Genomic DNA, 24166 nt, shown 5'->3' with positions numbered 1-24166 from the left:
TGATCTGCGCGGCAGCACGGCGACGGTAGAAGGCGTTCAATGCCTCAACCTCTCCAGCCGCAACAGATTCCAATGCCAGCGGCTCGCCAACGCTCGAGCGTGTGCGTCTCACCGGTTCTGCGCGCGCTTTCTTTTTTGCCGACGCCAAGGCCTGAGGCATCACACTTCCATATTCACGATCACGGATTGGACTATCGTTCTGTGGGCAAGCGCAGTGGACTGCACTCGTCTTCCTCGGAAAGCTCGGCAAGCGCCAGGCTGCGGCGCGCAGTGCGTTTGGCCAGATACTCCAAAAGCCCGTCCAGCTTCGTCACCGCCTTCATGCTGGCGCGATGATCGTTGCGGGCGGCCGATAGCTCTGTTTTGCGTCGCTGCTCGGTGACGCCGGCCATTTTCTCGTTTTCCCGAAGTTTTTCGGTTTGCCTGGCGGCGTTCTCGAACTGTCCCTGAAGCCGGTAAAGGCTGGCGGCCTTCACCGGTTGCCCGACAAGCGAAGCGAATGCTGCATCCTCAGCGTCGGCTGTCTGCTGCAGGTGTTCGCTGACCGCGGCGGCCGCCTCCTGAACCGCCCCGGCGGCCCGCTGCGCAGCGGCGTATCGCCTTGTGACCAATTCGTTTGCGCGCTGTTCACCGTGGCGCCTAAGGTCGCGCAATCGTGCGATCGTGTCACGATCTTTCATTGACGATCCCCCGCATGCGTTCGCGTGTCTGCTCGATTGTCTCGTGGGTGGCGGATGGCTGTCGCAGGAAGGCGTTGATGGCGTCTATCTTCGCCACCGCCTCGTCCGCCACCGCATCGCTGCCCGTTTCGTATTCGCCGACGCGCAGCAGCAATTCGACGTCGGCGTAGCGGGCGAGCAGCTCGCGCAAGCGGCCGGCGTCCGACCGATGTTCCGCCGGCACCACCGTGTCCATGAGGCGGCTGCGGCTGCGCAGCACGTCGATGGCCGGGAAATGATTGCGCTGTGCAAGCTCGTTCGACAGAAAGACGTGGCCGTCGAGAAGCGCCTGGATTTCTTCGGCAACCGGATCCAGCGTGCCATCGCCCTCCAGAAGAACGCTGTAGAGGCTTGTAATGGAGCCGACGCGGCCAGGCCCTGAGCGCTCGAGCAATCGGGGCAGGACAGCAAAAAGCGAAGACGGAAAACCGCGACGCGTCGGCGGTTCGCCTGAAGCGAGGCCAATCTCGCGCTGCGCACGGGCAAACCGCGTGATGTTGTCCATTGCCAGCAGCACATGCTTGCCCTGGTCGCGAAAATATTCGGCAATGCTGGTTGCCACATAGGCGGCCTTGACGCGCTCGATCGCCGGGCGGTCGGAGGTCGCGACGACGATGACCGCGCGCGCCAGCCCTTCCGGGACTAGCTGATGCTCGATGAATTCGCGCACTTCACGTCCGCGTTCGCCGACAAGCGCAACCACGGCAACATCTGCGTCGGTGCCGCTGACGATATCCGAAAGCAGGATCGACTTGCCGACGCCAGGCTCGCCGAAGATGCCGACGCGCTGCCCACGCGCGCAGGTGAGAAGCCCATCGAGGGCGCGGATTCCGAGCTGGATAGGCTCGGAAATCAAACTGCGCTCCAGCGGCGACGGCGGATAGGCATTGACCGGATAGCTGCCGGTAATGCCATCCGGCGCAAGCGGCTTGCCATCCAACGGCTCGCCGAACGCGCTGATCACCCGACCAAGCAGGCCGGGCCCGACAGGCACCGTCTGGGTCTTTCCGGTCGCAATGACCTCGGTGAGACTTGAAAGGCCGGTGAGATCGCCAAGCGGCACAAGGATCGCCATCTCGTCCATGAGCCCGACGACTTCCGCCTTGGTCGCCGTGCCAGTCCTGGGATCGAGGAGTTCGCAGATCTCGCCGATCCGAACCTCCTCCACCGTCGCGTGAATGACCGTGCCGGTGACCCGCCGTACACGCCCTTTCCTGGGCCGGCTGGCATCTTCACGCAGGCCAGAACGCAGGTTCGGAACGATCGATGCGAGGCGGCTCTCGAGCCTAGTGGCGGGACTTGTCATGCCGCCGCCTCGGCCTTTGATGAAATCGCAGCGGCAATGGCGTTGAGCTGTGCCTCGATGCTGGCGTCGATGACGGCAATGTCGGTCGAGAGGATGCAGGCGTCCGTCGCCAACGTATCGTCGGCGTCGATCTCGATCGTCATGCCCAACTCACTCTCGCGCAGGACCGCGTTCAGTTCGTCGCGAACTCTGTTAACGGAAGCAGGATGAAGTCGGACTTTTAGATATTTGGCGCGGCGAATTTCAGTGACTGCCTGCGCGGCCGCCTTGGCGACCAGCATGCTCGCGTCGAATTCTCCCAGCACGCGCCTGACCACATCGAGAGCCAGAGTGATGATTTCGGCTTCCAGCCCACCGAGATAGCGATCTACCTTGACCGCGGTCTCGCTCACCAAACGCGCGGCATCCGCGTCGCCTCGCGCCTTGCCATCTTCATAGCCCTGCGCATATTCGGCCGCATAGGCTCGCCGAGCGGCGTCACGCAACTGCTGCGCATCACGCCTGGCTTCGTCGAGAAAAGCGTGCCCATCCTGCCAGGCGCGTGCCTCGGCAGCGCGCAGGATGCGGGCGACGGGGCGCCTCGGCACGGCAGTGGTCACTTTGTCCGGTTCGACCATCTCGCCTAACCCATCGCCCGTCGAACGATCGCCGGACCAGCTTCGGCAAATGGTTCGGCTGTCGGCTGGTCGACAAGCGCATGCGGCATCAGCTTGAGGCGGACCCGCATGCTCGTTTCGCCCGGCATCGCCTGACACCAGGCGCCAAGGCAACGCAGGCCGTCGGCATGGACACGACGATCAATGTCATCCAGGGGCTCCAACGGCTGCATTGGACCGGCCAGATCGCGGTTGGCGACTGCGAAAGCGCAGATTTCCGCGCCGAGCGCTGCCTGCAACGCGGCGGCTTGGCGTCCATCAATGACGGCGGCCAGACTGCCGGCCCAGTAGATCGCGCCGGCGCGAAGCGCAAGTTCCTCCAACTCCTCACCCGACGACAAGGCAATCGCCAGGTCTGTCTCATCGGCTGGTTCGTCGGAGACGGCGCCGCTGAGGCCGTAACGCTCAAGCAGAAGCACTGACAATCGCTGATGCAGGCGCTGCGACCGCAACATACGCTCGCAGGCAGCCTCGCCGATCGTGCCGTCAAAGCATTGCGCCAGCCGGGCCGCATCCGCATAGAATGCGGGATTGGACATGAATGCCTGCCATTCCGGGCTGGCAGTTCGCTTCGAGCCGGTCTGAGTCATGTCTTCTTCACCGGCATGGCCGAAGCGTCGAGCGTGTAAACACCGGGTCGTCGATACCACTGGACGTAAGCCAGGCGGGCAGCCAGCGCCGCTATAGCCGCCATCATGCCGTAAAACAGCCACATCGCGGCGGCGACGCTGTCGGGATGCAGCCAGAGGCCGAGGAACGTCGTGAAACCTGGCTCGCCGGCTGCGTGCTCGGGAACTGCCGCGGTCACCGGAATGAGCGTGACGGATACATTGTCATAAGTCAGCCCGGCGATGCCTTTGGCCACCAGCATCTTGACCTGGGGGATCAGCTCATTCATCGGAACGGATGCGCGATGCCGGATGAAAACGGAGGCGGACGATGGGACCAGCCGCTGTCTCAGCGGATCGTTTTCGGGCAGGACGAGATGAACGCGCGCGGAAAGCACGCCGTCGATGTCCGAAATCGTCTGCGACAGTTCCTGGCTCAGGCCATAAATCATCGTCGCACGCTCTTCGACCGGCGAGGATACCAGCCCGTCGCGCTTGAACACGTCGCCGAGCGTCTGGAATTCCTGTTTGGGCAACCCGCTTTCGTCGAGAATCGCCATGGCTTCGGCGAAACGGTCCTTCTGTACGGAGACCGTCATTTTGCCGTCCTTGGCCGCCTCGCGCTGGGCCGGGATGCCATGACGCATCAGCGTGGCCACGATCTCGTTGGCCTGCCGCTGGTTGAGGTCGGAATACAGCTCAACCGAGCACGCCTGGAGCACAAGCATGCTCACCACGACGAGCGCGACGCGGCACCGGACGCCGCATCGATTCAATAGTGTCGACCGCCGCGGCAAGGTTATCGTGTGCACGAACACTCCGTAGGCTTACTGTTGCTTGATCAGCGTGCTGGTGGACGACGTAACGGCCGTTACGCTGCTCGTGACCACTTCGAGATTGGCGGCTGCCCACATCACCGAAATGGATCGTTCGAGCAGTTGCTCGGCATTTTTTGCGGTGGCGTTTTCGTCTTCCTTGCCTGACGGGGCCTTGCCTGACGGGGCGGTCTTGCCGGCGCCATCCTGCATGGCGGCCGTTTCAGCACTCACAGGGGCGTTTGCCTGGCCAAGGGCCTTCTGGACCTGCTGCATGGTCCCTTCCAGCGACTGAACCGCAGAACCGAACAATGCAGACGGATCTGTGAGCGCCCCGCCCCCTGCCTTCTCCACCTCGGCCAGGTAGTCGAACAACTTGTGTTCGGCGACCGGCTCGGTCTTTTCCAGTTTGGACGATTGTCCGGCCATCGCCGGATTGGCTCCCGAAGACGACTGCGCCACCTGCTGGCCTGCCCGCGCGGCGACATCACCGCGTTCAGGCATACTGACCTTCGCGGCATCATGTTTTTCCTGATTGGCACCCACCATCCGGTTACCCGGCTGCGCTGTCGTGCCGGCGGTGATCTGCTGCTGCGAAGCCATGCTGGTGGTCAAGTTTGCCAGTGTGGCTTCCAGGGCTCCAATCGGCGCGATTTGCATGAACCTGCCCTCCTGCTTGCTTAGTTCGGTTTGCCGGAGGGAACATTCTGCGCCTCCGCCTGCCTGCCGCGGAAAACGCGGACCGGAACAACTTTGCCAACATCCTGCTTCGCGCTCGGCGCCGCAGGAACTCCCAGTGTTTTCCTGACAAGTTCGACATAGGACGGCGGCCCCGATACCGAGACAACATCGTCCCGCCTGGACACCTTGATCGGAAACTTCGGGTCGATGACCCCCAGCCGCGAAAGCCGATCTTCCGCACCGGCAGCCGTGTTGGCATCAAGCGCGATCATTTCCGTCCGGACCTCAGCTTCGGTCGCGACGTTCATGACGATGCCGTCGAAATGCCAGACCAAGCCGTATCGATCGCAGATCTCCTGCAGGAACTCGCGGGCCGTTCCAATCGGCATGCCGGCGCTTAAACGTCCCTTTACGAGTTTGCTGACACGCATGGGCACCCGCATGTTGCGGCCCAGCTCGACCAGCGCATCGGCCACCGACTGATCGACGGTGATGTATTTGTACGGGCCGGCAGGCCAGCGCGGTTCGGCGGCGTTGGCCTGCGACGAGGCAAGGCTGAACGCCAGGATCATCGCAAGACCGCAAGCGACAAAAGCAGCCCTGGCTCCCGAGAACCGATCCGCATGGCAGGTGTCGCGTCCCGTCAAAATTGGTCCTATCGCAAAGGGACGCACGAGCGATGCTCGCGTCGCTGGTTTCATGGTTTACCCGCGATTCACTCTATCGTGCACATTGCAGAATTGGAAGTCCAATTGGATTGCGGAGGAGCATTTGGTGCCAAATGTTGCGAACCGCCTGCAAAGCGATATGGTACGCGCTGGAATCAGGTGATCGTCAGCTGGACGCCTGGATGCAGAAGAGAGATCGGTCTTGGCGGCAATCATGATTCTGCTTGCGAACTTGCCTGTTCCCGTCAAGGTTGCGGGACGCAAAGTCCGGGTCACCCGGCGCCTTAACCAGAGATTGCGTGCATTTCTGATCGCTGTCCTATCGATTGCCGCGATGGCGCCGGCGCAGGCCCAATCGAATAGCGGTTATGACCCACGCAGCTGGACTTACGATCCGGCAAGAAATGTGCTGGTCTCCCCTTCCGCTCCCGACCAGCCTTCCGATGCAGAAACCCGGCGCGATTGGTCGGCAATCCCGAGGGAGATCGTGCATTTCAGCGAGGCTCAACCGAAAGGATCGATCGTCATCAGCACCACGGAGCGGCGGCTTTATTACATTTTGGGCAACGGCAGGGCGTTGCGATACGCGGTGGGGGTTGGAAAGGAGGGTTTGGAGTGGTCCGGCCGCGACACGATTTCGAGCAAGAAGACCTGGCCGGATTGGCGGCCGCCGGCCGAAATGCGATCCAGGGAAGCGTCAAATGGCCGCTTCCTGCCTGCCCATGTCGAGGGAGGACCGAACAATCCGTTGGGCGCGCGCGCATTGTATATCGGCAACACGCTTTATCGCGTCCACGGCACCAACCAGCCATGGACCGTCGGACAGGCCAACTCCTCCGGTTGCATTCGCATGACCAATGATGACGTCATCGATCTTTATGACCGCGTGAAGATCGGCAGCCAGATCATTGTGCGGCATTGATGGCCGTTCCCGAAAGCCGCAAATGAGTGATTCCAAGTCGTGATACCTTTCAACATCAAGCAGCTCGAAACCTTTCTCCTGGTGGCGACCTTCGGAAGCTTTCGCAGGGCGGCTGAACGCCTGAATACCACACAGCCGGCGGTGTCCACCCGAATTGCCGGGCTGGAGGAAGCGCTTGGCGCCAAGCTGTTCGAGCGGCAGAGCAGCACGGTCAGGCTGACCGCCGAGGGACAACGGCTGCTGCCGCCTGCCCAACGGGTTCTGCGCGTCGCCGAGCGGCTGCAACTGATGGCCAGTTCACTGTCAGAGACTTCAGAGACGACCAGGGTGCTGAGGCTTGGGGTCGCCGAAACGATCGTGCACACCTGGCTGCCGGATTTCCTCACGGCACTGAAGGCAAACTTTCCGCTTGTCGATACCGACATCGTCGTCGATGCGACGACGACCCTTCGCAACGAACTCATGTCACACCGGCTCGATCTTGCGGTGCTGATGGGCCCTGTCCTGGAGTACAGCATCGAGAATATCGAGATGCCGTCCTTCCCGCTTGTCTGGGTCTGCTCGCCGCAATTGGAATTGCCCAACCGGCGCAAGGTGACGCTGAACGACCTGATGCAGTTTCCGATCATCAGCTACGCCCGCACCACGCGACCCTACAGCGAACTCTACCGCAAGCTCACCGGCGAATTCGAAGAGACGCCGCGCATCTTTCCGGCCAATTCGCTGGCCGCTTCCATCACGATGACACTCAACGGGATCGGCATAGCCTCGCTGCCCGAGGGAGTCGTCCACGACTATCTCGCAAGCGGAAAACTGCGCATCGTCGATTGCGAATGGCACCCGTCCGACCTGCAGTTTACCGCCTCCTACTCTTCCGAACCCTCCAATCCGATAGCGGAGCGGGCGGCTAAGCTGGCCGGCTGCGTTGCGCATGCCTATGCTGCGAGAACCGACAAGCTCAGGCCCGCGGTTTCTCAGCCGCCCAAGGTGGCCGGCAGGTAGATGCGGTCGCCCGAGAAGATCACATCCGGGCTCATTATATGGTCCATGTTGAGCACCACCGTCTCGGCCACGTCAGCGGAATGGGTCCTGGCGATCAGGCGAATGCTGTCGCCGCTCTTGACCTCGACCCACTGGTAGCCGTCTTGCTCCAGCGTTGGATTGGTGCGGCCCGCAGCATTGCTGCTGCCGTCGGGATGCGCCTCGACATGGTCGCCGGAAACCCAGCCGCTATGCATTTCGCCGTCCGGCCCGAAACCTTCGACCGGTATCCAGGCCTCGCCTGACTGATCGGTCGAAGGCTTCGCGGTCTGCTCGACGACGCTGCCAGGTTGCAGAACCGTCACCACGGTCGAATCCCCGTCAGGCTGGGTCCGCAAATTCAGGCCGTCATCGGCCAGCACGGCGAGTTGTGGGAAGTCCTGAGGCGGGGTTTGCGTCCCGGGATCAAGCTGCTCGGTTTGTTCGTCCGGCGGCGCGCCCTCGACACCGGAAGGATCGTTACCCGGCGCGGTCTGTTTGTCCGATAGCGCGCCATCGACGCCGGAAGGTGCGTCGCCCGGCGCGGTCGGGTCGGTCGGCGGCGTCTTGCCGGTGTTCCATGGCTGGTCGTCCAGCGTATCCCAGGCAAACAGCAGCATGCCGACGCCGAAGGTCACGCCAAGCGCGATGCGATCGGCGATCCCCCAGCGCGCGTCGGACTTTGCCCGGGCGTCGATCTGCTCTGGCGTCCTCGGCACGGCCCGGCGGTTGAGCAGATCGGTGCGCGCGGCGGACACCCAGAACTCGGCGCTGCCGACGGTGAACAAGGCGCCCGCCGTCGCGGCCAGCGGCGAGTGCAGGTTCTGTGCCGTGTAGAGAAGGGAGCCGAAGACATAACCAGGACCGGCCAGATGCTCGGCCACGTTCCGCAACACCGGCCGTCCGGCGATCGACTGCAGCGCGGATTTCGTGCCGTAGATCACATTGCCCAGCGAGAAGGAGCCGTTCAACCAGACATTGTCGCCGCGCAGCAGCCCGGCGGCCGAGCCTGGAGACGAGAAGATGAACGACGCCCCGCTCGCGGCATTGAGGGCGCGTCCCAGCGGCTTGTGATTTGCCGTGGCGTTCGGAAAGACCGATTGCGCGCTGAAGACGATGCCGCGCACGCCGAACGCAACGCCCGCAGCCGTCGCGGCCCAATGCGGTGGCAGTATCTGCCATACCGTGTAGGAGGAGCCGGCCATTGGACCAAAGGTCGCGACCAACTGCACGTTCTCCTTGATGCGGGCGAGGGTCAGTGCCTGATCGACGGCCGCAGTTTGATCCGGCGTCATGATCTTCTTGTGGGTCGCCCGATAAGTGGTCATCTGCAGCACCGAAAGCGCGTTCGTTTGCTCCGTCGACATCCAGGTAAACTGCCTGGGCGTGAACTTGCGCAACTGGCCGGGGCTCAACTCGCCAAGCTGCTTCGGCGTCAGCGCCGCTATCTGCTGTTTCGTCAGCGCCTCGATCTGATGAATGGTCAGAGCGTCAAGCTGCTCCCGCGTCAGTGCCGAGACGTGGCGTGGAGACAGCTTTGCCATTGTCGCAGGATTGCGTGCCGCGACGAGAGCTGGGTCCAGCGCCGCAAACTGGGTGGCATTGAGATGGCTGAATTGGGCAGGCCGCATGGCGGTGACCTGTTCCGGCGTAAGGGCGTTGCGCTGCTCGTCACTGAGCTTGGCGATCTGGTCGGGCGTCAGCTTGCGCACCTGCTCGATGGTCAATCCGGCGAGTTGCTCTTGCGAGAAGGCCGCGACCTGATCCGGCCGCAAGCCGGTGATCCGGCCAGAGGCAACAGCCTGCAATTTGCTTGGCCTGATCGCCTGGAGCTGTTCGCCACCCAGCGCCCGCAACTGCTTCGGTGGAAGCGCGGCAAGCTGATCGAACGTCAACTGCCGGATCTGCTCGGGGCTCAGCGCAGCCACCTGCTCAGGCGCCAGCTTGGCGATGTTCTCCGGCTTGATGGCGTGCAATTGCGGACCGGTCAGCCCGGCAATCTTATCGGCCGCAAGCGCTCTGACCTCCGGCCCGGTCGGTGCCCGCACAGGTTCGGCAAATCCCGGCTCCGCGGCGAAACTCGCCGGAAGCTCAAGGCTAATGATGTTTCCGCTGACGGGGTCAAAAACCGCCCTGCCCCGGTCAGGCGCCGGCGGCCATGTCGCGGCTGTCGGCGTTTCGGCAGCACTATTCTCTGTCGGCGGCGTTTCGCCGGCCACGGCCGGGGCTTCGTGGCCGACCACCGCGGCCACTGGCGGCGGCGGCGCTTCGGCCTGTTCTGGCGCATCCCAGAACTCGTCGGCCGGCCGCAAGATCACCTGCGGGCGTTTTTGTGTCGATCCGCCAGGCGCGACGGCATCCTCATTGCGCGTGAACTCACCGACGAAATTGCCGTCCGGATCCATCATCCGCCAGCCATGGACCTCGTTCCATGGTATGCTGCCGTCGATTGCAGTCTCGTCGACGCGGGCCATGCTGTCGCTGACCGGCCGGCCCATCGCCTCGAACTCGGTCGGGACGTGGAAGCGCGGTCTACTCGGATTGAGCGTGTAGAGATAGGTATGGCCCTGCTGCCGCGCGGCCCGTGACTCTTCCGAAACGAAAGCCTTGGCGCCCGAGATCGACTGGCTGGTGCCAACGAAACGGCCATGGGTATTGCCCAGCACATAGTTGCTCAGGACGATGCCTTGCGGATTGTCCACCCAGATTCCGGTCGGCGGCGGCGGCGAGAAGCCGCCGGCGTCCCTGATCTCGCTCGGCGCGCGTGTATCGGCGCGGAAAACATAGGGGCCGACATTGCCGCGCAAGGGTCTTGCGGGGTCGCCGGCGCCGTCGACGGGCAGATTGCCTTCCTCGGGAAGGCTCCCCGGCACATGGTCATCGGAAGCCCCACGTATCCAGGGCAGCACCACCGGCTCCCCGGTTTCCGGATCGCGATGCAGAATATGCGACTTGTGAGCCAAGGTCGGGTCGTCGCCGCGGAGTTGCGGACCATCCGCAGGCGGCACGTATACGTTCTCCGCGCTCTTGGGCGGCGTCCCGAGATACCTCACGGTGGCCGTTTCGCCATTCTCGTCCACGATCCGAACCGTTTTTTCCGACGACCCCAGGCCCAGTGCCGGAGGGGTGTCATCCGACGGCCCTAGGCCCAGTGGCGGCGGGGTTCCATCCGGCCGTCCCGAGCCCAGTGCCGGCGGGGTCGGCGGCGAATTGTGCAGCACATCCTGTTCGAGCAGCCGGTTGAGGTAATGCGCCTGCGTGGGCGTCAGTTCGCTGCGGGCCTGCTGGTCCAGCTGTTGCCGCAACGCTTTCCATGCTGGCCGGCTCATGCCGTCTGGCCGTCCGCCGGCGAGTTGGTCCGGATATGGCGCCGCGCCCAGTTCCGGGAACACATCCAGCACGCGCTGACCAGCGAACCTCAAATCGCCGTGCGGCGATGCCGCAACCTCGGCGAGATAGGCGTCGAGATGCTGCAGAACGTCCGGCGTCAGTCGCCCCCCCGAAGTGTCCAGCGCGGAGAAGACCTTTTGCGCGCCTTCGGAGGATCCGGGATGCGCGCGGGCGGTGCGGGCATGCGGGACGACATCCTTCCTCACCGAGCCGAGTTCCACCGTCGTTAGCGGCAATGGCCCATAGTTCACGGCGAGACCGGCGCCGTGGTCCGTGCGGTCCAGGCGGTTGAGCGGCCCGGCGCCCGTCTCGCGCGGAACGCCCTCGAAGGCGGGGCTGCCGCGCCAGGGTTCCTTGCCGCCTCCCAAGGGCGCAATGACGTTGTAGTTGCGGAAGAGGAGACGATCCTCGAAACCAGGCACCTTGCCTCCGGAGCTATAGTGGCTGGCGCCACCTCTCGCCGCCTCCTCCCAGAAAGAGGCTGCTCGTTGGCTGAGCGGGCCAGGCTCCCGGTGCGTATATCCCGGCCGGCCGCCTTCGCCGCCGAGATAGCGCAGCGTGCGATTGACGTAGGTCCCACTCACAGAGAAGCCAGCGATGGACAGTGAAACGCCAGTGGCTTTTTCGCTCTGGAACGTGTTCTTCGACAGCATCGGCGCCGATGCGACCCACTGGGCGGAGGGAGCCGCCGCCTCGTCATAAGCGAAATTCGGCCGGTATCCATTGACGAAAAGTTTCTGGCCGTTCGCGTCGTTGGGGTGGACCGGGAGCAGGAAACCGGTGCCGTCCGGGCCATTGTTCTTCAGGCTGAGCTCGCCATAGACCTGCCGGCTGGGCAGCGGCACTTTGAGGCCGATGCCGAGTATCGATCCGCCGAGAGTGATCGTGCGGCCGTCGGGGCCGAGGATCGCCCCGGCAGCCAGCAAGGCGCCGTTGGTCGCCGCGTCGTTCAGTAAGGGGCCACCCACGACATTGGCTTCGTGTTCCTGCAGGAACCAGGAAACAGTGGCGCGGTCGGACCGCCAGACCCCCTGTGCATCGGTGAAGAATGTCGGGGCGCGCCAAGAACTCGCCTTGTCGGCATCCAGCAACCGTTCCAGCACGACGGGCACCTCGCTGTTGATCTCGGTCCCGGCCTTGGGCTTGCTTGGGGGCAGCGCGTTCTCCAGCGCGTGTGCGAGCGACCGGACAGCAGGGTCCGCGGATTTCTGCTGGTTGGCGGCGTAACCGCGCATCTCTCGCCAAAGATATGGCGTCCAGGTGTCGTGGCCGGACAGAACCTTCTCATTATAGCGGCCCTCCGGCGAAAGGTCGCCGGCGGGTTTGAACGAAGAGCCCGGCTGAAGCTTCGGACCGTAGACCCACGTGCTGCCACTGTCGGCCTGCAGGACCTGCATGAGCGCATCCTGCTGCGCGGCGGTCACCGCCTTGCCGGGCTTGGTGGCGCGCCCCTTGAAAAACGGCGAGGCGGCATTTGCCGCGGCGGCAAGGTTCGGATCGGTGGAGCGTGACGCCGCCTTGAGGTAATCGCCGACGATGCCACGGCCGGCATCAGTCCAGCCGGCTTCTCCCGGCAGCGCCCCGGCGGTAAGGAACTGCTCGCCGCCGGGCAGCCTGGCGTCGGACGACAGGCCGAGTTGGTCGATCACTTCTCCCGGCGACAGATGCGGCAGCTTGCCCTGCGCGCTGAACACCTGGAGGGTCGTCAGGCCGTTCTTCGAAAGCTGGCCGGCCGGCTTGGAGCCGGTGAACAGGCTGTTGCGGTCGGCGTTGAGCATTTCGCCAAGCGCATGATGCTGAGCCGGCGTCATCTCCGTGCCGGACTGAGGCAGGCTCCTGCCGCCGAGCTGCACCCTGGTCATGGTCACCGCATCGCGGACGACAGGATCGCTGGAACGTTCGAGGGAATTGAGGTAGTCGCCGACGAGCTCCAGCTGCTCGGGCGTCCATGTCGGCGCGGGCGTCGCCGCATCGTCGGGAAGCGCCGGCAAGGTCGTGGCCAGGGTTTCGCCGAGCGCCGAGCGACGGCTGACTTCCGGATTGTCGGCAGGTTTGAACGTATGGACTTCCCGTGCCGGGGTGTTGACCCTGAGCTGGCCGTTCGGCGTGGTTATCGAACCGCGCTTGGCGCGCTCGACGGTCTTGCCGGAACCCAAATAGCCGGCCTCCGTGGCATGCTCGCCCAATGGGACGATTTCGGGGACGATGTCGCGGGTCATGCTCGCCTGCGGGCCGGCGACGACGACCTTGGCCGGCCGGTATTTGCCGTCGGCCTCGACATAGATGTCCTGTCCGGCGGTGACGCCGTCCTGCGCAACCGGCCGGTGATAGATGCTGTCGACCAGTTCGCCGAGCTTCGGATAGTCATAGCGGGGTTCGGTATTCGCGTAACGCGTGCCGATGCGCCGCAGGCCGGCTTTGACTGCAGCGATCGTCTGGCCGAAGCTGTAGGGGTTTGACGAGCGATTGTTGATGACCGGCGTGCCGTCGGGGCGAACCGGGCTGGGGTGATCGGTGTCCGTCACGGCCGGTCGCTCGGTGCGGGCGTTCGGATCGGCTGTCCAGCGGCCATCGGCGCCGAGATAAAGCACCGGCAAGGAAGGGTCGAGCTCGACAGCAGCCGGCACCGACTCCGGCGCGGCCGTGATCGCCTTGGGTTCGGGTATGGCGACAACACGCTGCCCTTCCGGCAGGTTGAAATCGACGAGCATCTCGCCGGTATGGCGGTTGCCAACAGTGTAGCGCATCAACGGGCGGGTGCCTTCGGCGCCACCTTCCGACGGCTTCGCTCCGGACGGGTCCAGCGTGCCGGTGAACGTCTTGGTCGCCGGGTCCCAGATGAGCCGCGAACCGCTGTCGGCCGGGGCGCTCGGCCCCTCGTCGTGGGCGCTGACAACCCTCCCCTCGATAACGGGGTGGCTGGGATCATGGAAGACCAGCTCATCAGTAGCACGATAGACGCCGTCAGTGCCTTGCTCATGCACGACCATCGGCCTCGACGATTGTCCGTCGCCTGATGGATCACCCTTGCCGCCCGTGGGTGGCGGTGGATTCGGACCATCGGACACGCCCGCCGGCAGCGCCCGTGGACCGGTTGGCCGGTTAGCCGCACCCGCGTTGTCAAAACCGTCCCGGGCGCTGAAACCGGCTCTCTGCTGGTCGGATGTTTCGCCGGCCACATCGCCGTCGATGATGATCTCATCCGGGTCCGGCATGACCTGCTCGCCGGTCGGCCTGTAGACACCGTCAGCGCCCATCTCGTAGACGGCCCGCGGTTGCGGCCCCGAATCCGGAAAAGTTCCGCTCCGAGTACCGCCCGTTCCAGGCATGTTGGACAACAGCGAACGGCCGCCCAGCCCCGTGCCGACAGTGCCGACACCTATGCCCACGATTGCGTTGGCGAGCTCGAGCAGGGACATCTCGCCGCCATGCGCCGCCAGATCTTCCACCGATTTGCCGAGCAGCGGAACACCGGTAACCACGGCGCCGGCATCGAGGCCCCACGCAGCGTTGGTCAGCTTGTTGCCGCTTTGCATGAACGCCGAGACGTCATCGGCGTAAGAGGCCTTCTCTACCTTCACCTGGAATCTGCCGATGCCCCAGTTGGCCTCCATGTGGGTCATCCCGAAGCCGCCCGCGAAAGCCTGGCGCCCTGACAGGCCGGTCTTTGCCAGGCCGTACGTGCGCAGGGCGCCGGCGCCCACGGGCAGGAATGCGGTTACGCCGGTCGCGACATTCCAGGCCGACTGGCTGTCGAAGTCGCCGCCCTGCAGGAGGTGATCACCCTCTTTGATCAGAGCCTTGCCGCCAAGGATTGAACCGGCGCCGACGGCGATGGGAATGGCCCATTGGCCGCCCGGCACGAACGAGACGATGGTTGCGGCGCCCGCCAGAAGGCCTAAGCCTATGTCGCTGGCCTTGTCCCAGAAATCCACTTTGCGTGCGTCGGCCACTTCGAGTTCGTCGAGCGAAAAGCCATCCTTGCCGAGCGACATGTCGCCGCCCTTGGCCATGACCAGGTTGCCTTTGTCGCTGAACAGGCGATTCTCGTGCTGGAATTCGTCGAAGCTGCTGTAATATTTGCCCGAGCTGTCGACATAGCCGATTTCGTCGCCGCCGCTCTTGATCGCGAACAAAGCCGTCGTCGATTCCTTCCCGCCGTCGAGGGAGAAGATCGGTACGATCTTGACCTCGGCGTCGTCGCCGCCGCGGTCGGTGATTTCTTCGGCGACTTTTTGGACGTCTTCACTCGACGCCCCGGGCCCGAGGGTCTGACCAACGGCAGTGCTGAGTTGGTCCGGCGTATATGTCTCGTATTCGCCGGTGAAGCCGGCCTCGTAGAGGTTCTCCAACTGGACCTGATATCCAGCCAGCGCCTGGTCCTTGTGTTCTTCAAAATACTCGTACTTGACTTTCGCCTCATGATCGGCGGAACCGTATTCGAGAAGTTTGGGGTGGCTTGCGGAAAAAGCGTACCAGTCGCGCCCCGCCACCATCGCCGGCCGCACGTTTTCTTCCCAGTCCTCCAATTGGTTCTTTTCAGTCTCCGCTTGGCCTCGATCGATTTCCGCGGCCGCAAGTTCGGGGTGCACCCACAGCTTCTGGCCGTCCATCTCGATCTGGACCCACTTGCCGCTGTCGCCGATCGCGCCCGGCCCCTGCTCTTCATAGGCCGCGGCAACCTCCGGCGCGACCCACAGGTCGCGGCCGTTCACCGTGATCTTCACCGCCGTCTCGCCCGGCTTGAGCGTGCCGGCGGGCGCCTCTACGGTTCCCGGCCCGTAGTCGGTGATCGCCTGGTCGCGTGCCGTCGTCGCATCGGCGAGCGCCGTCTTCGCATCTCTCAGCCCGGCATCAAGCTGGTCGACCTGCACGCCGACAATCTTCGACCTGGCAGCGTCCAGCGCCGATTGCGATCCGTTTGCATTGGCTGTGCATACCGGCGCCGATAGGTCCTGCGTCGAGGCCAGCATCTCCTGCCACTGCTTGTTGAGCGGATCGTTGCGGAAATCTTCCCTGATACCCTCGTCGTTGAGGTCATATGTCAGGGCAGATTTATGTATGTTGGTGTCATCACCGTTCTCGTCGGTGAAAGTGGCGTTCTCATATTCGGTAACGACATAGAGCTGACCGTTCTCCTCAATGATGTGCTGCGATTTTATCTTGCCGGTAAAGTCACCATGTCCATTGGTATAGCCTTCCCAATCGAAATGGTGCGGGTTTCTTTCCTGCGCCTGCGCAAGCAGTTGCTGCTTGAGAGGCTCCATGGTTACGGCAAGATCCGCCGCCTCTGCCTGTGCAACCCCATACTCCTGATATGCCTCGGCCAGGGTCACCTGATGGGCCGCTGCCCCCTGGAGCGTTTGCAGACCTTCAAGCCGCTCTTCGATGGCCGTGTATTCTGGGCTTCCAGGCTTGGCATCGGTAAGCTTCAGCTCCAGCTCGGTCGAGCTGATCATTTGATCGATCGTGGCCTTGTTGCCGTTTGCGGTGTGTAGCGAAACGTTTGTAAAGAGCTCGGCGACCTCCGCGTGCGCGGCCTTTCCATGTTGGTTGGTTTCCTCGGCACTGGGGCCATCCGGGTTGCTGACAGCCGTCTGGTTGGGATCGCTGAGCGTCGGCAGGTCTACCTGTTTGTCGATCGCTTCGAGAAGTGACTTCTGGCCCTGCTCGTATTCGACCCGGGCGGTGCTGGCGCTTTCAAGGGCGTTGTTGGCGAGGGTCAACCGGCTTTGCGCATCTGCCAGCGTGCCCTTCGGCTCGGGCGGCTTCCAATCCAGTCCATAAGGCGCCAACGCCGCGTCGAGCGTTGACTCGGCACCGTCCATGGCGTTCTTGAATTCAGGGTCCAGCGCATAGACCTCGAGCTGTGCCGCGCTCTGCGCAGCCTTTGCTTCTGCCTCACCGAAGTTCGCAATCGCCACGTTCTCGGCTGCGATCGCCTTGGCCACCTCCGGGTCGAACCATTTCCAGCTCCCGTCGACCAGCAATGGCACCCACTTCCCGCCCGAAGGAGCCGTGGGTGACGGTGGGTTGCCGTAGGCACCAACCGACGTGGGGCCACCGTCGAGAGTCGCGCCGGTTGCGTCTTGTCCCGGACCATACAATTCCATTGCAGCGACCACGGCCTGCTGCTTTTCAAGCGCCTCCGTGGTCAGCTCTGGCGTCGCTCCGCCGAATATGCCGTCCAGCATCGTCTTGAGTATCTGGTCTTCCTTGGCCTGTTGCGGGTCACTGCTGTTCGGGTTGATGTCCAGCAGCAGCTCGGCGAGCGCCTGTTGCGCGGTGCCGGCCGCGATATCGGTGACGGCGCCGGTCGTTGCGTTGGTCAGCGTGATCTTGCCGTCCGGCGACGTGGTCATTGTATAGCCGTTGAACGTCACCTCGACGGTGGTGTTGGTACCGCCCTCGATCACCACGGTTTCCCCGGGATGAATAAGGTCGGGATCGCGCGGAGAGGTGAACAGCTCCGGATTGCTTTCGGCGAGATCCTCCAGCGTCACACCATGCGCCTCGGCGATGTCGCTCAGATTGTCACCGGGTTGGACCTCGTAATCGATCGGCTCGCCATCCCCCAGCGTCTCGACAATGGTCTCGGTGCGCCGGCCGTCCTTGTCGACGACGATCGTCGTTTCGGTTCTGTTCTTAGGGTCGACGATGGTGGTGGTCTGCTCGCCGGTCTCGGTGTTGCGCTCGGTGTGGCTGGTCCTGCCATTGCCGTCGACCGCATCGGTCGTCTCGGTATTCCCCTCGATGGTCGTCGCCGAAGTCGAACCGTGTTGGTAGTCGTTGTTGTAGGTGACCGTCTTGCCGGTCTCCGGATCCGTGACGACGATCTGCAGGGTTTCGCCCGGGTCGCCGCCCTGCGTCACCTCGAGGCCGGCGGCGTTCAGCTCGGCGATCACCTGCTCGGGCGTGAGATCGCTCGCCTCGGCGATCTCCTCGATGCTCATGCCCTCGGCAAGCTGCTCCTGGATCGACGCCGCGCCCGAGCCGTCGGCGGTCTGGGTCTGCGCCAGGATTACTTCGTCGCCATCCGGCCCCGTGACCGTGGTTACCGGCAAGGCGACGCTGTTGTTGGGCGTTACCGTCTCAACCTTTGCGCCGTTCGGCAGGGCCTTCTCCACCGTGACGGTGCCGTCGGCAGCCGTGTGGGTGGTGGTGGTGATGCCGGTCTGCGGGTTCGACGTGCGTTCGGTGACCGCGCCGTCGCCGAGATCATCGACGAGCGTCGTCGTGATCGCGCCGGTCTGTGCGTCGACACTGGTGGTTTCCTTGCGGCCGAGATCGTCACGGATCGGCGATGAGGTCGCCTGCATGTCGGGGCCGGTCTCCTGGGTATAGTAGCCGCCGTGTTGATAATCCTGGTTTTCGGTGATCGTGCGGTTTCCGGCGGTGATCACCACCGTGCGGGTGTCGCCGTTGGCGTGCTCGGTCGCTACCGCCGTCATGCCGCCGGCATTCAGAGCCGCCACCACATCCTCGGGAGCCAGGCCCTGCTCGGCGGCGATGTTGTCGATGCTTTTGCCACCGTCGATCGCCTTGAGGATGTCGTTTGCCTTGACTTCTGACGCCTTGACGTCCGGCGCGTTGACTTCCAACACCTTGACTTCCGGCGGAGCGACGTTGCCGCCGAGATCCTGCACGCTGAAAAGCGCCGGCGCGGCTGTGATGCCGCCATTGCCGGTGGCCACGGTGACCGCGGCAGGCAGCTCCGGGGGAGTCGGCTGCGGCGCCGGAGCAGCCGGCTGCGCCGTCGTCAGCTCCGCATTGACCTGCGTCAGCCGCTGGCGGGCGCCCGCGGCCGCGTCGACCTCGCCCATCTTGTTGGCGAGGCGGATTTCGTTTTGCAATTTCGTGGCTTCCGCCTGCAGCCGCGTAGTCTGCTCGGCATTGGCCTTTGGATCGACCCTGGGCGGCGGCGGCGGCTTGACGGTGTTAATCGGGCGGATCATCAAACAACCTCCGGAGCCGGTCCAGTCCTGCTTCAGGCAGTCTGCCTGCCGTCAACGCCCCCGCGCCCGACAGTGGAAGGCCCGGAAGCTTACCGGGGCGGCTTCCAATAAATGCCGAAAGCAGCGAGTTGCTCTTCCGACTTTCTTACTCGTTCTGCAGCATTCACTTCAGACTGCGCAGCCGTCAGTGCCGCCAGTAGCTCGACGGCGGCGAATGCCGGCGCCATGCTGCGAAAGAACGACTGCGAATTTGCCGTAACGATGATGGTCTCACGCGCGATCCGGGCCAGCGGCGACACGCTGCTATCGGTGATTGCCACCACGCCGACACCCTGCCTGGCCGACTGGCGCGCCACGTCGATCGTCGTGCGTTCATAAGGCGACATGCCTACAGCAAGGAGCACGTCGCCGCGTCCGCCGCCCTGCAAGGCATCCAGACCATGTGCGCCGATCTCGCCGACAAGCGTCACCTTGCGGTCGCCGCCAGCCAGAAACGACATGATGTGAACGAAGTGGCTGGCGACCGGATAACCGGAGCGCGAGCCGAGACCAAACAGATTGCGTGACCGTGCAAGGAGGTCGGCGGCGGCAATGAATTGCGAGGCATTGCCGTACTCACCCAGACTTGAAACCTGCGCAGCGAGCGTGTCGGCGACAACCCCTGCAGTCGAATATCCCGCATCGCCACCCTGGTCGGCCCCCCTTCGCGCCGGCTCACCGGCGCCCGTCTCACGCAGCGCGCGCGCATAAAGGCTGCGCATATCCTCGTAGCCTTCAAGGCCAAGCCATCGCGCCAACCGCATCATCGTGCTGTGCGAAACGCCGGCCTGGTGCGCCTGCTCGCGCATCGACATCAGTGCGACATCCTTAGGATGATCCAGCACGAAACGCGCCGCGACCCGCAGTTGCGGCGGCATATTCTCGAAGCGTTCGACCAACAGCTCCGCCAAAGGACCTTGTTCCATTCTGCCATACCCCATTTCCCCCGATGGAAGGTTACTCCTCCTATGGTGGCGATGCAACAGTTGGAACCGAACTGGTTCATATATTCCAAGTGGACTTTCAATTTCGATCATGCTGCCTTAAGCTGGTTTTGCAACCTGCCGGCGTCGACGTGATTCCGGAGTTTGAAACTTGAATTATCCCTCAAGGAGACAATTGATGGCTGCTACCCCTCCCATTACGTCCGGCTCTGCCGGGTCACCGGAACAGAACCTGGACAAGATGATCAAGCATCAGGAGCGCATGTTTGGCCTCGAGATCACAAAAGAGATCGCGAAGTCCCAACATGACATGCTGATGAGCACCGCCAAGACGCTCGGCCAGTCGGCTGAAAAGGCCTAAGGCGGGATACTCGAACCATGCGCCGCCGCAAGCATCCGGCGGCGCACGTCCACGGCACGAACGTTTCGATGCCGTTGTCAGGCTGCGTCTGAATTGTCATCAGCGGGAGATGAAGTGGCATGACCGCTCATTCTAACGGCAAAGATTGGGCTAACGGCAAGGATTGGGCTAACGGCAAAGATTGGGCTAACGGCCGCACCCCGGCATCGCGACATTCCGTTGCGCTCAGCGTAACGCACGGATTTCACGCGGGCGCCCAACTCAGCCTGGTCGAGCCTCTGTATACGGTCGGCTCCAGCACGGAGTCCGAAATAGTCCTTAGGGACGCCGGCATCGCGCCGGTCCACGCAAGGTTGCGGCGCAAGGGCAGCCAGATTGAAATCGAAGCCGTCGGCGGCGATGTCACGCTCGCCACCGGCGAGATCATCCGTGAAGGCCAGGGCCGCCGCTGCAAGCTGCCGCTGTCGATAAGCGTCGGCGATGCCCATATCCGGCTGGTCAACCCGGAACGCCCGCCGAATCGCTGGTCTGTCTCCAATCGCCCCCTCCTGGTTGCGGGCAGCGTTCTCTTTGCTGTCTTCGCTGTTTCCGTCGCCGCCAATGGGTTCTCCTTCGCCGAGCCGGACATTGGCAAAAAGCCATCCGCTCAGGTCGATAAACCGATCACAGTGGCCTTCGCTGGCGAGGCCGGGCAGAGTGTTCTGGACGATTCATCGCCGATACCCAGCGCCGCCGACGCGGAACGCCAGCTCAAGCTGCGCCTCGAGCAATCCGGCATCAGCACATTGACCGTTCAGCAATCACCTGGACGGCTCGTGGTCTCGGGCATGATCGCCAATGACAAGAATGCTGCCTGGACCGAAACGCAATCCTGGTTCGACCAGGCGTTCGGCGCGCACATCACCCTCGCCTCCAATGTCATGGTCGGCAACGCCGAGCAGGCTCCGCGCCTGAGGCTGCAGGCGATCTGGTATGGCGAGCGGCCCTATGTCATCGCCACCGACGGCGCACGCTATCATGAAGGCGCATTCACCAATGACGGCTGGACCATCAAGCGCATTGGCGAGACGGAACTTCTCCTGACGAAGGGCGGCGCCACGGTCGCGCTGAAATATCCGTGAACCGCCGGCTTGAAGGGCCGCGATTCGATACGGCAAGGATGGACACAACCGGCCGCGAGGTGCGGCAGGCGCAAGGCGTGCGCGGTCAGGCAATCAACCGTCGGCGGATGAATGGCGTCGACAAGGCCGCAAGCCGGGCCCCGGGGACGACATCGGCCGCTGGCATGGAAAAGCCAGGAACCGCGGAATTCCAGTCCTCTCGGGGTACGGCGGGCGAATCGCTCGACGAGGCGCTCATCAACTTCGTCATGCCGAATATTCCCGAGCCTGCAATCCTGCGTCGCTCGGTACCCATTCTCCAGCATTTTGTAACGCATCTGGTTGCCGGCCTTGAGGGAGGCGAGCCACTCAAGACACTTGCCAGAACGCTGTTGGAGGATGAAATCGAGCGTCATCGCGATCTGCTTGGCCGGATACAGGAAGGAATCGAAACCTGACTGATCCGGATGACACAGTGCATCTGCTGCATGTCCTGGGCTATCTCTATGGGTGTCACGGGCAGGCAAAGCGGGGCGCGGCATATCTGCTTATCGCGGCGCAGCTGTCGCCGGGAAATGCCGGCGTTCTGCGCACGCTGGCGCATCTGCTCATACTCGATGGCGAAGCGGACAAGGCGCTTGCCACCATTGCAAGGCTGGAGACGCTGGAGGGAATGGACCACCCGACGCTGGCCTTGCTGAAGAGCCGCGCGTTGCTTGTGGCCGGCCGCAAGGCCGAGGCGCACAATGCCTTGCGGAGCTTCCTGTCGCATCGAGCCGCCGAATGACGGTATCGGAGCGCCTTCTGCACTTCCTTGCCAAGCTGTCCCGCCGCAGCGATCTGGTCATTGCCATCCTGATGCTCGTTGCAGTGGTGATGATGCTCATTCCATTGCCGACCTTCCTCGTCGACATTCTCATCACCGCCAATATCGCCGTCAGCGTGCTTATCCTGCTGGCTTCGTTTTACGTTTCTCATCCGCTCCAGTTCTCGTCGCTGCCATCGGTCATCCTCATCGCCACCTTGTTCCGGCTGGCGATCACGATCACGACCACGCGACTGATCCTGCTCCAGGCCGACGCAGGCGAGATCGTTTCCGCCTTCGGTAGCTTCGTCGTCGGCGGCAGTATTGCCGTGGGCCTGGTGATCTTTCTGATCATCACCGTTGCGCAGTTCATCGTGGTTGCGCGGGGTGCCGAACGCGTTGCCGAAGTTGCCGCGCGCTTCACGCTCGATGCCCTGCCCGGCAAGCAGATGAGCATCGATGCGGAGTTGCGCAACGGAGACATCGATCAGGCGGAGGCACGCCGGCTGCGCCAGCAGCTTGAGCGTGAGAGCCAGCTGTTCGGCGCGATGGATGGCGCCATGAAATTCGTCAAAGGCGACGTCATCGCCGGCATTGTCATCATTCTGGTCAACCTGATCGGAGGTTTCGCGATCGGAACGCTGCAGCACGATATGTCGCTGGGCGACGCCGCCGTGACCTACTCACTGCTCACGGTGGGTGACGGGCTGATCGCGCAGATACCGGCACTGCTTGTCGCTGTGGCCGCCGGCACGATGGTGACGCGCGTCGGCAGCTCGGACGGCACGAGCGACCTTGGCAAGCAAATTACCAGCCAGCTGCTGCGCGACCCCCGTGCGCTCGCACTCGCCGCGGTGATCATGGTCGGCCTTGCCGTGGTGCCGGGCTTTCCGCCCCTTGTGTTCCTGATCCTTGGTGCCTGCTTCGGCGCGGGCGCCTACGCCATCAACCGCCGCACCGCGCGGGAAGCCGAATTTAGGGATATCGGCCAGACCGCGGTGGCCGAACAAGCTGGAAAACCGGCGTCGCTTTCATCAACGCCCGTCGCAGCACTGCCTTCTTCATCCCGCATCGTCGTGCGCTTCGGAACCGAACTCGGACGCTCGGTCCCGGAACCCGAATTCGCCACGCTCGCTGATGGCGTGCGCCGCGAGCTTTTCGGCGATCTCGGTGTCGACGTTCCGGCTATCGGCCTGCAGGTCGACGAGAAGCTTTCAGCGAGAAGCATGCGCATCGATCTGGAGGGCGCACCCATCCTGGATGCCGAAATCCCCGCCGGCCGCGTTCTTGTCGAAGCGGACCCAACGCATCTCGATCTGCTCGATGTGACTTACGAAAAGGGTTCTCCGATTGCCGGTCACCGCAAATTCATGTGGGTCGACGATCGCCACCTTTCGGCGTTGAAGGAAGCCGGCTTCGTCTTCTCCACGCCGGCGCAAACAGCGGCCAAATGGACTGGAAATGCACTTCGGCTCTATGCCGGCCATTTCGTCGGGATCCAGGAAACGCGCAGGCTGCTATCGGACATGGAGCCGGACTATGCGGATCTGGTCAGACAGGCGCAGGAGATCGTGCCGCTGCAGAAAATCGCCGAGGTGCTTCGGCGACTTGTCGGCGAAAACGTGCCGATCCGCAACCTGCGCCTGATCCTCGAAGCGCTGATCGAATGGGGTCAACGCGAACAGGACGTCGTTCTGCTTACGGAATATATCCGCACGTCCTTGAAACGCCAGATCAGCTTCCGCTTCGCTGGCCGCAATAACATCATCGCAGCCTATGTTCTGCAGCGCTCGGCCGAGGATATCCTGCGAAACGCGGTGCAAAGCACATCGACCGGCACGTTCCTGAACCTTTCGGATGACGATGCACAGGCATTGATCGCCGAAATCGAACGAGCCTTGTCGCAGAACGCCACCGATGTCTCACCGGTCGTCCTCGCGGCGATGGATGTACGCCGTCATATGCGGAGCCTGCTCACGCACAATGCCATCGAACTTCCGGTCCTGTCCTTCGGGGAACTCGCACAGGAATTCAACGTCCAGCCATTGGCCACGATATCCGGCCGCTCGGGCATGGCACGCAACGTCTCTCTGTCGCTGCCATCGGCTGAGGCGAAAGCCGGACAAGAGGCAGCCTCATGATGCCAGCCGGGCGGATTGGGACAATTGGGGGAACAC

16 protein-coding genes are annotated in these 24166 nt (G+C 63.3%); 7 read left to right on the top strand and 9 right to left on the bottom strand.

What is annotated here, in order from left to right:
- Window positions 1-191 precede the first annotated feature (191 nt).
- The 7 genes from AC0L18_RS07780 to AC0L18_RS07750 are packed head-to-tail and all read right to left on the bottom strand — an operon-like array spanning window position 192 to window position 5261.
- Window positions 192-680 carry a hypothetical protein gene (locus AC0L18_RS07780; protein WP_473491439.1) on the bottom strand — a complete coding sequence of 163 codons (489 nt, stop codon included), beginning with the start codon at window positions 678-680 and terminating at the stop codon, window positions 192-194.
- Window positions 667-2025, bottom strand: a complete 1359-nt coding sequence (locus tag AC0L18_RS07775) for a FliI/YscN family ATPase (protein WP_473491438.1) — start codon at window positions 2023-2025, stop codon at window positions 667-669. Before AC0L18_RS07775 ends, AC0L18_RS07780 begins: the two co-directional genes overlap by 14 nt.
- Window positions 2022-2642, bottom strand: a complete 621-nt coding sequence (gene sctL / locus AC0L18_RS07770; protein WP_473491437.1) for a type III secretion system stator protein SctL — start codon at window positions 2640-2642, stop codon at window positions 2022-2024. The genes AC0L18_RS07775 and sctL overlap by 4 nt, the downstream gene beginning before the upstream one ends.
- 5 nt (window positions 2643-2647) lie before the next feature.
- Window positions 2648-3220 (bottom strand): SctK family type III secretion system sorting platform protein, encoded by a 573-nt coding sequence (locus AC0L18_RS07765; RefSeq protein ID WP_473491435.1) that lies wholly within the window; start codon window positions 3218-3220, stop codon window positions 2648-2650.
- A gap of 47 nt (window positions 3221-3267) precedes the next feature.
- A complete protein-coding gene (gene sctJ / locus AC0L18_RS07760; RefSeq protein WP_473491434.1) occupies window positions 3268-4101 on the bottom strand; it encodes a type III secretion system inner membrane ring lipoprotein SctJ in 834 nt (277 codons plus the stop codon).
- 15 nt (window positions 4102-4116) lie between these two features.
- Window positions 4117-4764 carry a hypothetical protein gene (locus tag AC0L18_RS07755; protein WP_473491433.1) on the bottom strand — a complete coding sequence of 216 codons (648 nt, stop codon included), beginning with the start codon at window positions 4762-4764 and terminating at the stop codon, window positions 4117-4119.
- A gap of 20 nt (window positions 4765-4784) precedes the next feature.
- Window positions 4785-5261, bottom strand: coding sequence for a type III secretion protein (locus AC0L18_RS07750; RefSeq protein ID WP_473491432.1), 477 nt, complete (start codon window positions 5259-5261; stop codon window positions 4785-4787).
- A 526-nt stretch (window positions 5262-5787) separates the two neighbouring features.
- Here AC0L18_RS07750 and AC0L18_RS07745 point away from each other — a divergent pair.
- Window positions 5788-6375 (top strand): L,D-transpeptidase, encoded by a 588-nt coding sequence (locus tag AC0L18_RS07745; protein ID WP_473491431.1) that lies wholly within the window; start codon window positions 5788-5790, stop codon window positions 6373-6375.
- Window positions 6376-6414: 39 nt separating this feature from the next.
- On the top strand, window positions 6415-7377 hold the full coding sequence (locus tag AC0L18_RS07740; protein WP_473491429.1) for a LysR family transcriptional regulator: 963 nt from the start codon (window positions 6415-6417) through the stop codon (window positions 7375-7377).
- Here AC0L18_RS07740 and AC0L18_RS07735 read toward each other — a convergent pair.
- Window positions 7350-18740 (bottom strand): LysM peptidoglycan-binding domain-containing protein, encoded by an 11391-nt coding sequence (locus AC0L18_RS07735; protein ID WP_473491428.1) that lies wholly within the window; start codon window positions 18738-18740, stop codon window positions 7350-7352. The genes AC0L18_RS07740 and AC0L18_RS07735 overlap by 28 nt on opposite strands.
- Before the next feature lie 89 nt (window positions 18741-18829).
- Complete coding sequence (locus tag AC0L18_RS07730) at window positions 18830-19690, bottom strand: MurR/RpiR family transcriptional regulator (RefSeq protein ID WP_473491427.1); 861 nt, start codon at window positions 19688-19690, stop codon at window positions 18830-18832.
- 211 nt (window positions 19691-19901) lie between these two features.
- Between AC0L18_RS07730 and AC0L18_RS07725 the strand changes: the two genes are divergently transcribed.
- The 5 genes from AC0L18_RS07725 (at window position 19902) to sctV (ending at window position 24130) form a co-directional block, all read left to right on the top strand.
- On the top strand, window positions 19902-20084 hold the full coding sequence (locus tag AC0L18_RS07725; RefSeq protein ID WP_135901656.1) for a hypothetical protein: 183 nt from the start codon (window positions 19902-19904) through the stop codon (window positions 20082-20084).
- 119 nt (window positions 20085-20203) lie between these two features.
- Entirely contained in the window at window positions 20204-21205 is a 1002-nt protein-coding gene (locus tag AC0L18_RS07720; RefSeq protein ID WP_473491425.1) for a SctD/MshK family protein, read from the top strand.
- 38 nt (window positions 21206-21243) lie between these two features.
- Window positions 21244-21642: a hypothetical protein gene (locus tag AC0L18_RS07715; protein ID WP_473491424.1), complete on the top strand. Its 399-nt coding sequence runs from the start codon at window positions 21244-21246 to the stop codon at window positions 21640-21642.
- A 17-nt stretch (window positions 21643-21659) separates the two neighbouring features.
- Complete coding sequence (locus AC0L18_RS07710; protein ID WP_023799520.1) at window positions 21660-21971, top strand: tetratricopeptide repeat protein; 312 nt, start codon at window positions 21660-21662, stop codon at window positions 21969-21971.
- Window positions 21968-24130 (top strand): type III secretion system export apparatus subunit SctV, encoded by a 2163-nt coding sequence (gene sctV, locus AC0L18_RS07705; RefSeq protein ID WP_473491423.1) that lies wholly within the window; start codon window positions 21968-21970, stop codon window positions 24128-24130. The genes AC0L18_RS07710 and sctV overlap by 4 nt, the downstream gene beginning before the upstream one ends.
- The last annotated feature ends 36 nt before the right edge of the window (window positions 24131-24166 follow it).

The sequence above is a fragment of the Mesorhizobium sp. WSM4819 genome (assembly GCF_055811215.1).
This window is presented reverse-complemented; position numbering and strand designations above follow the sequence as displayed.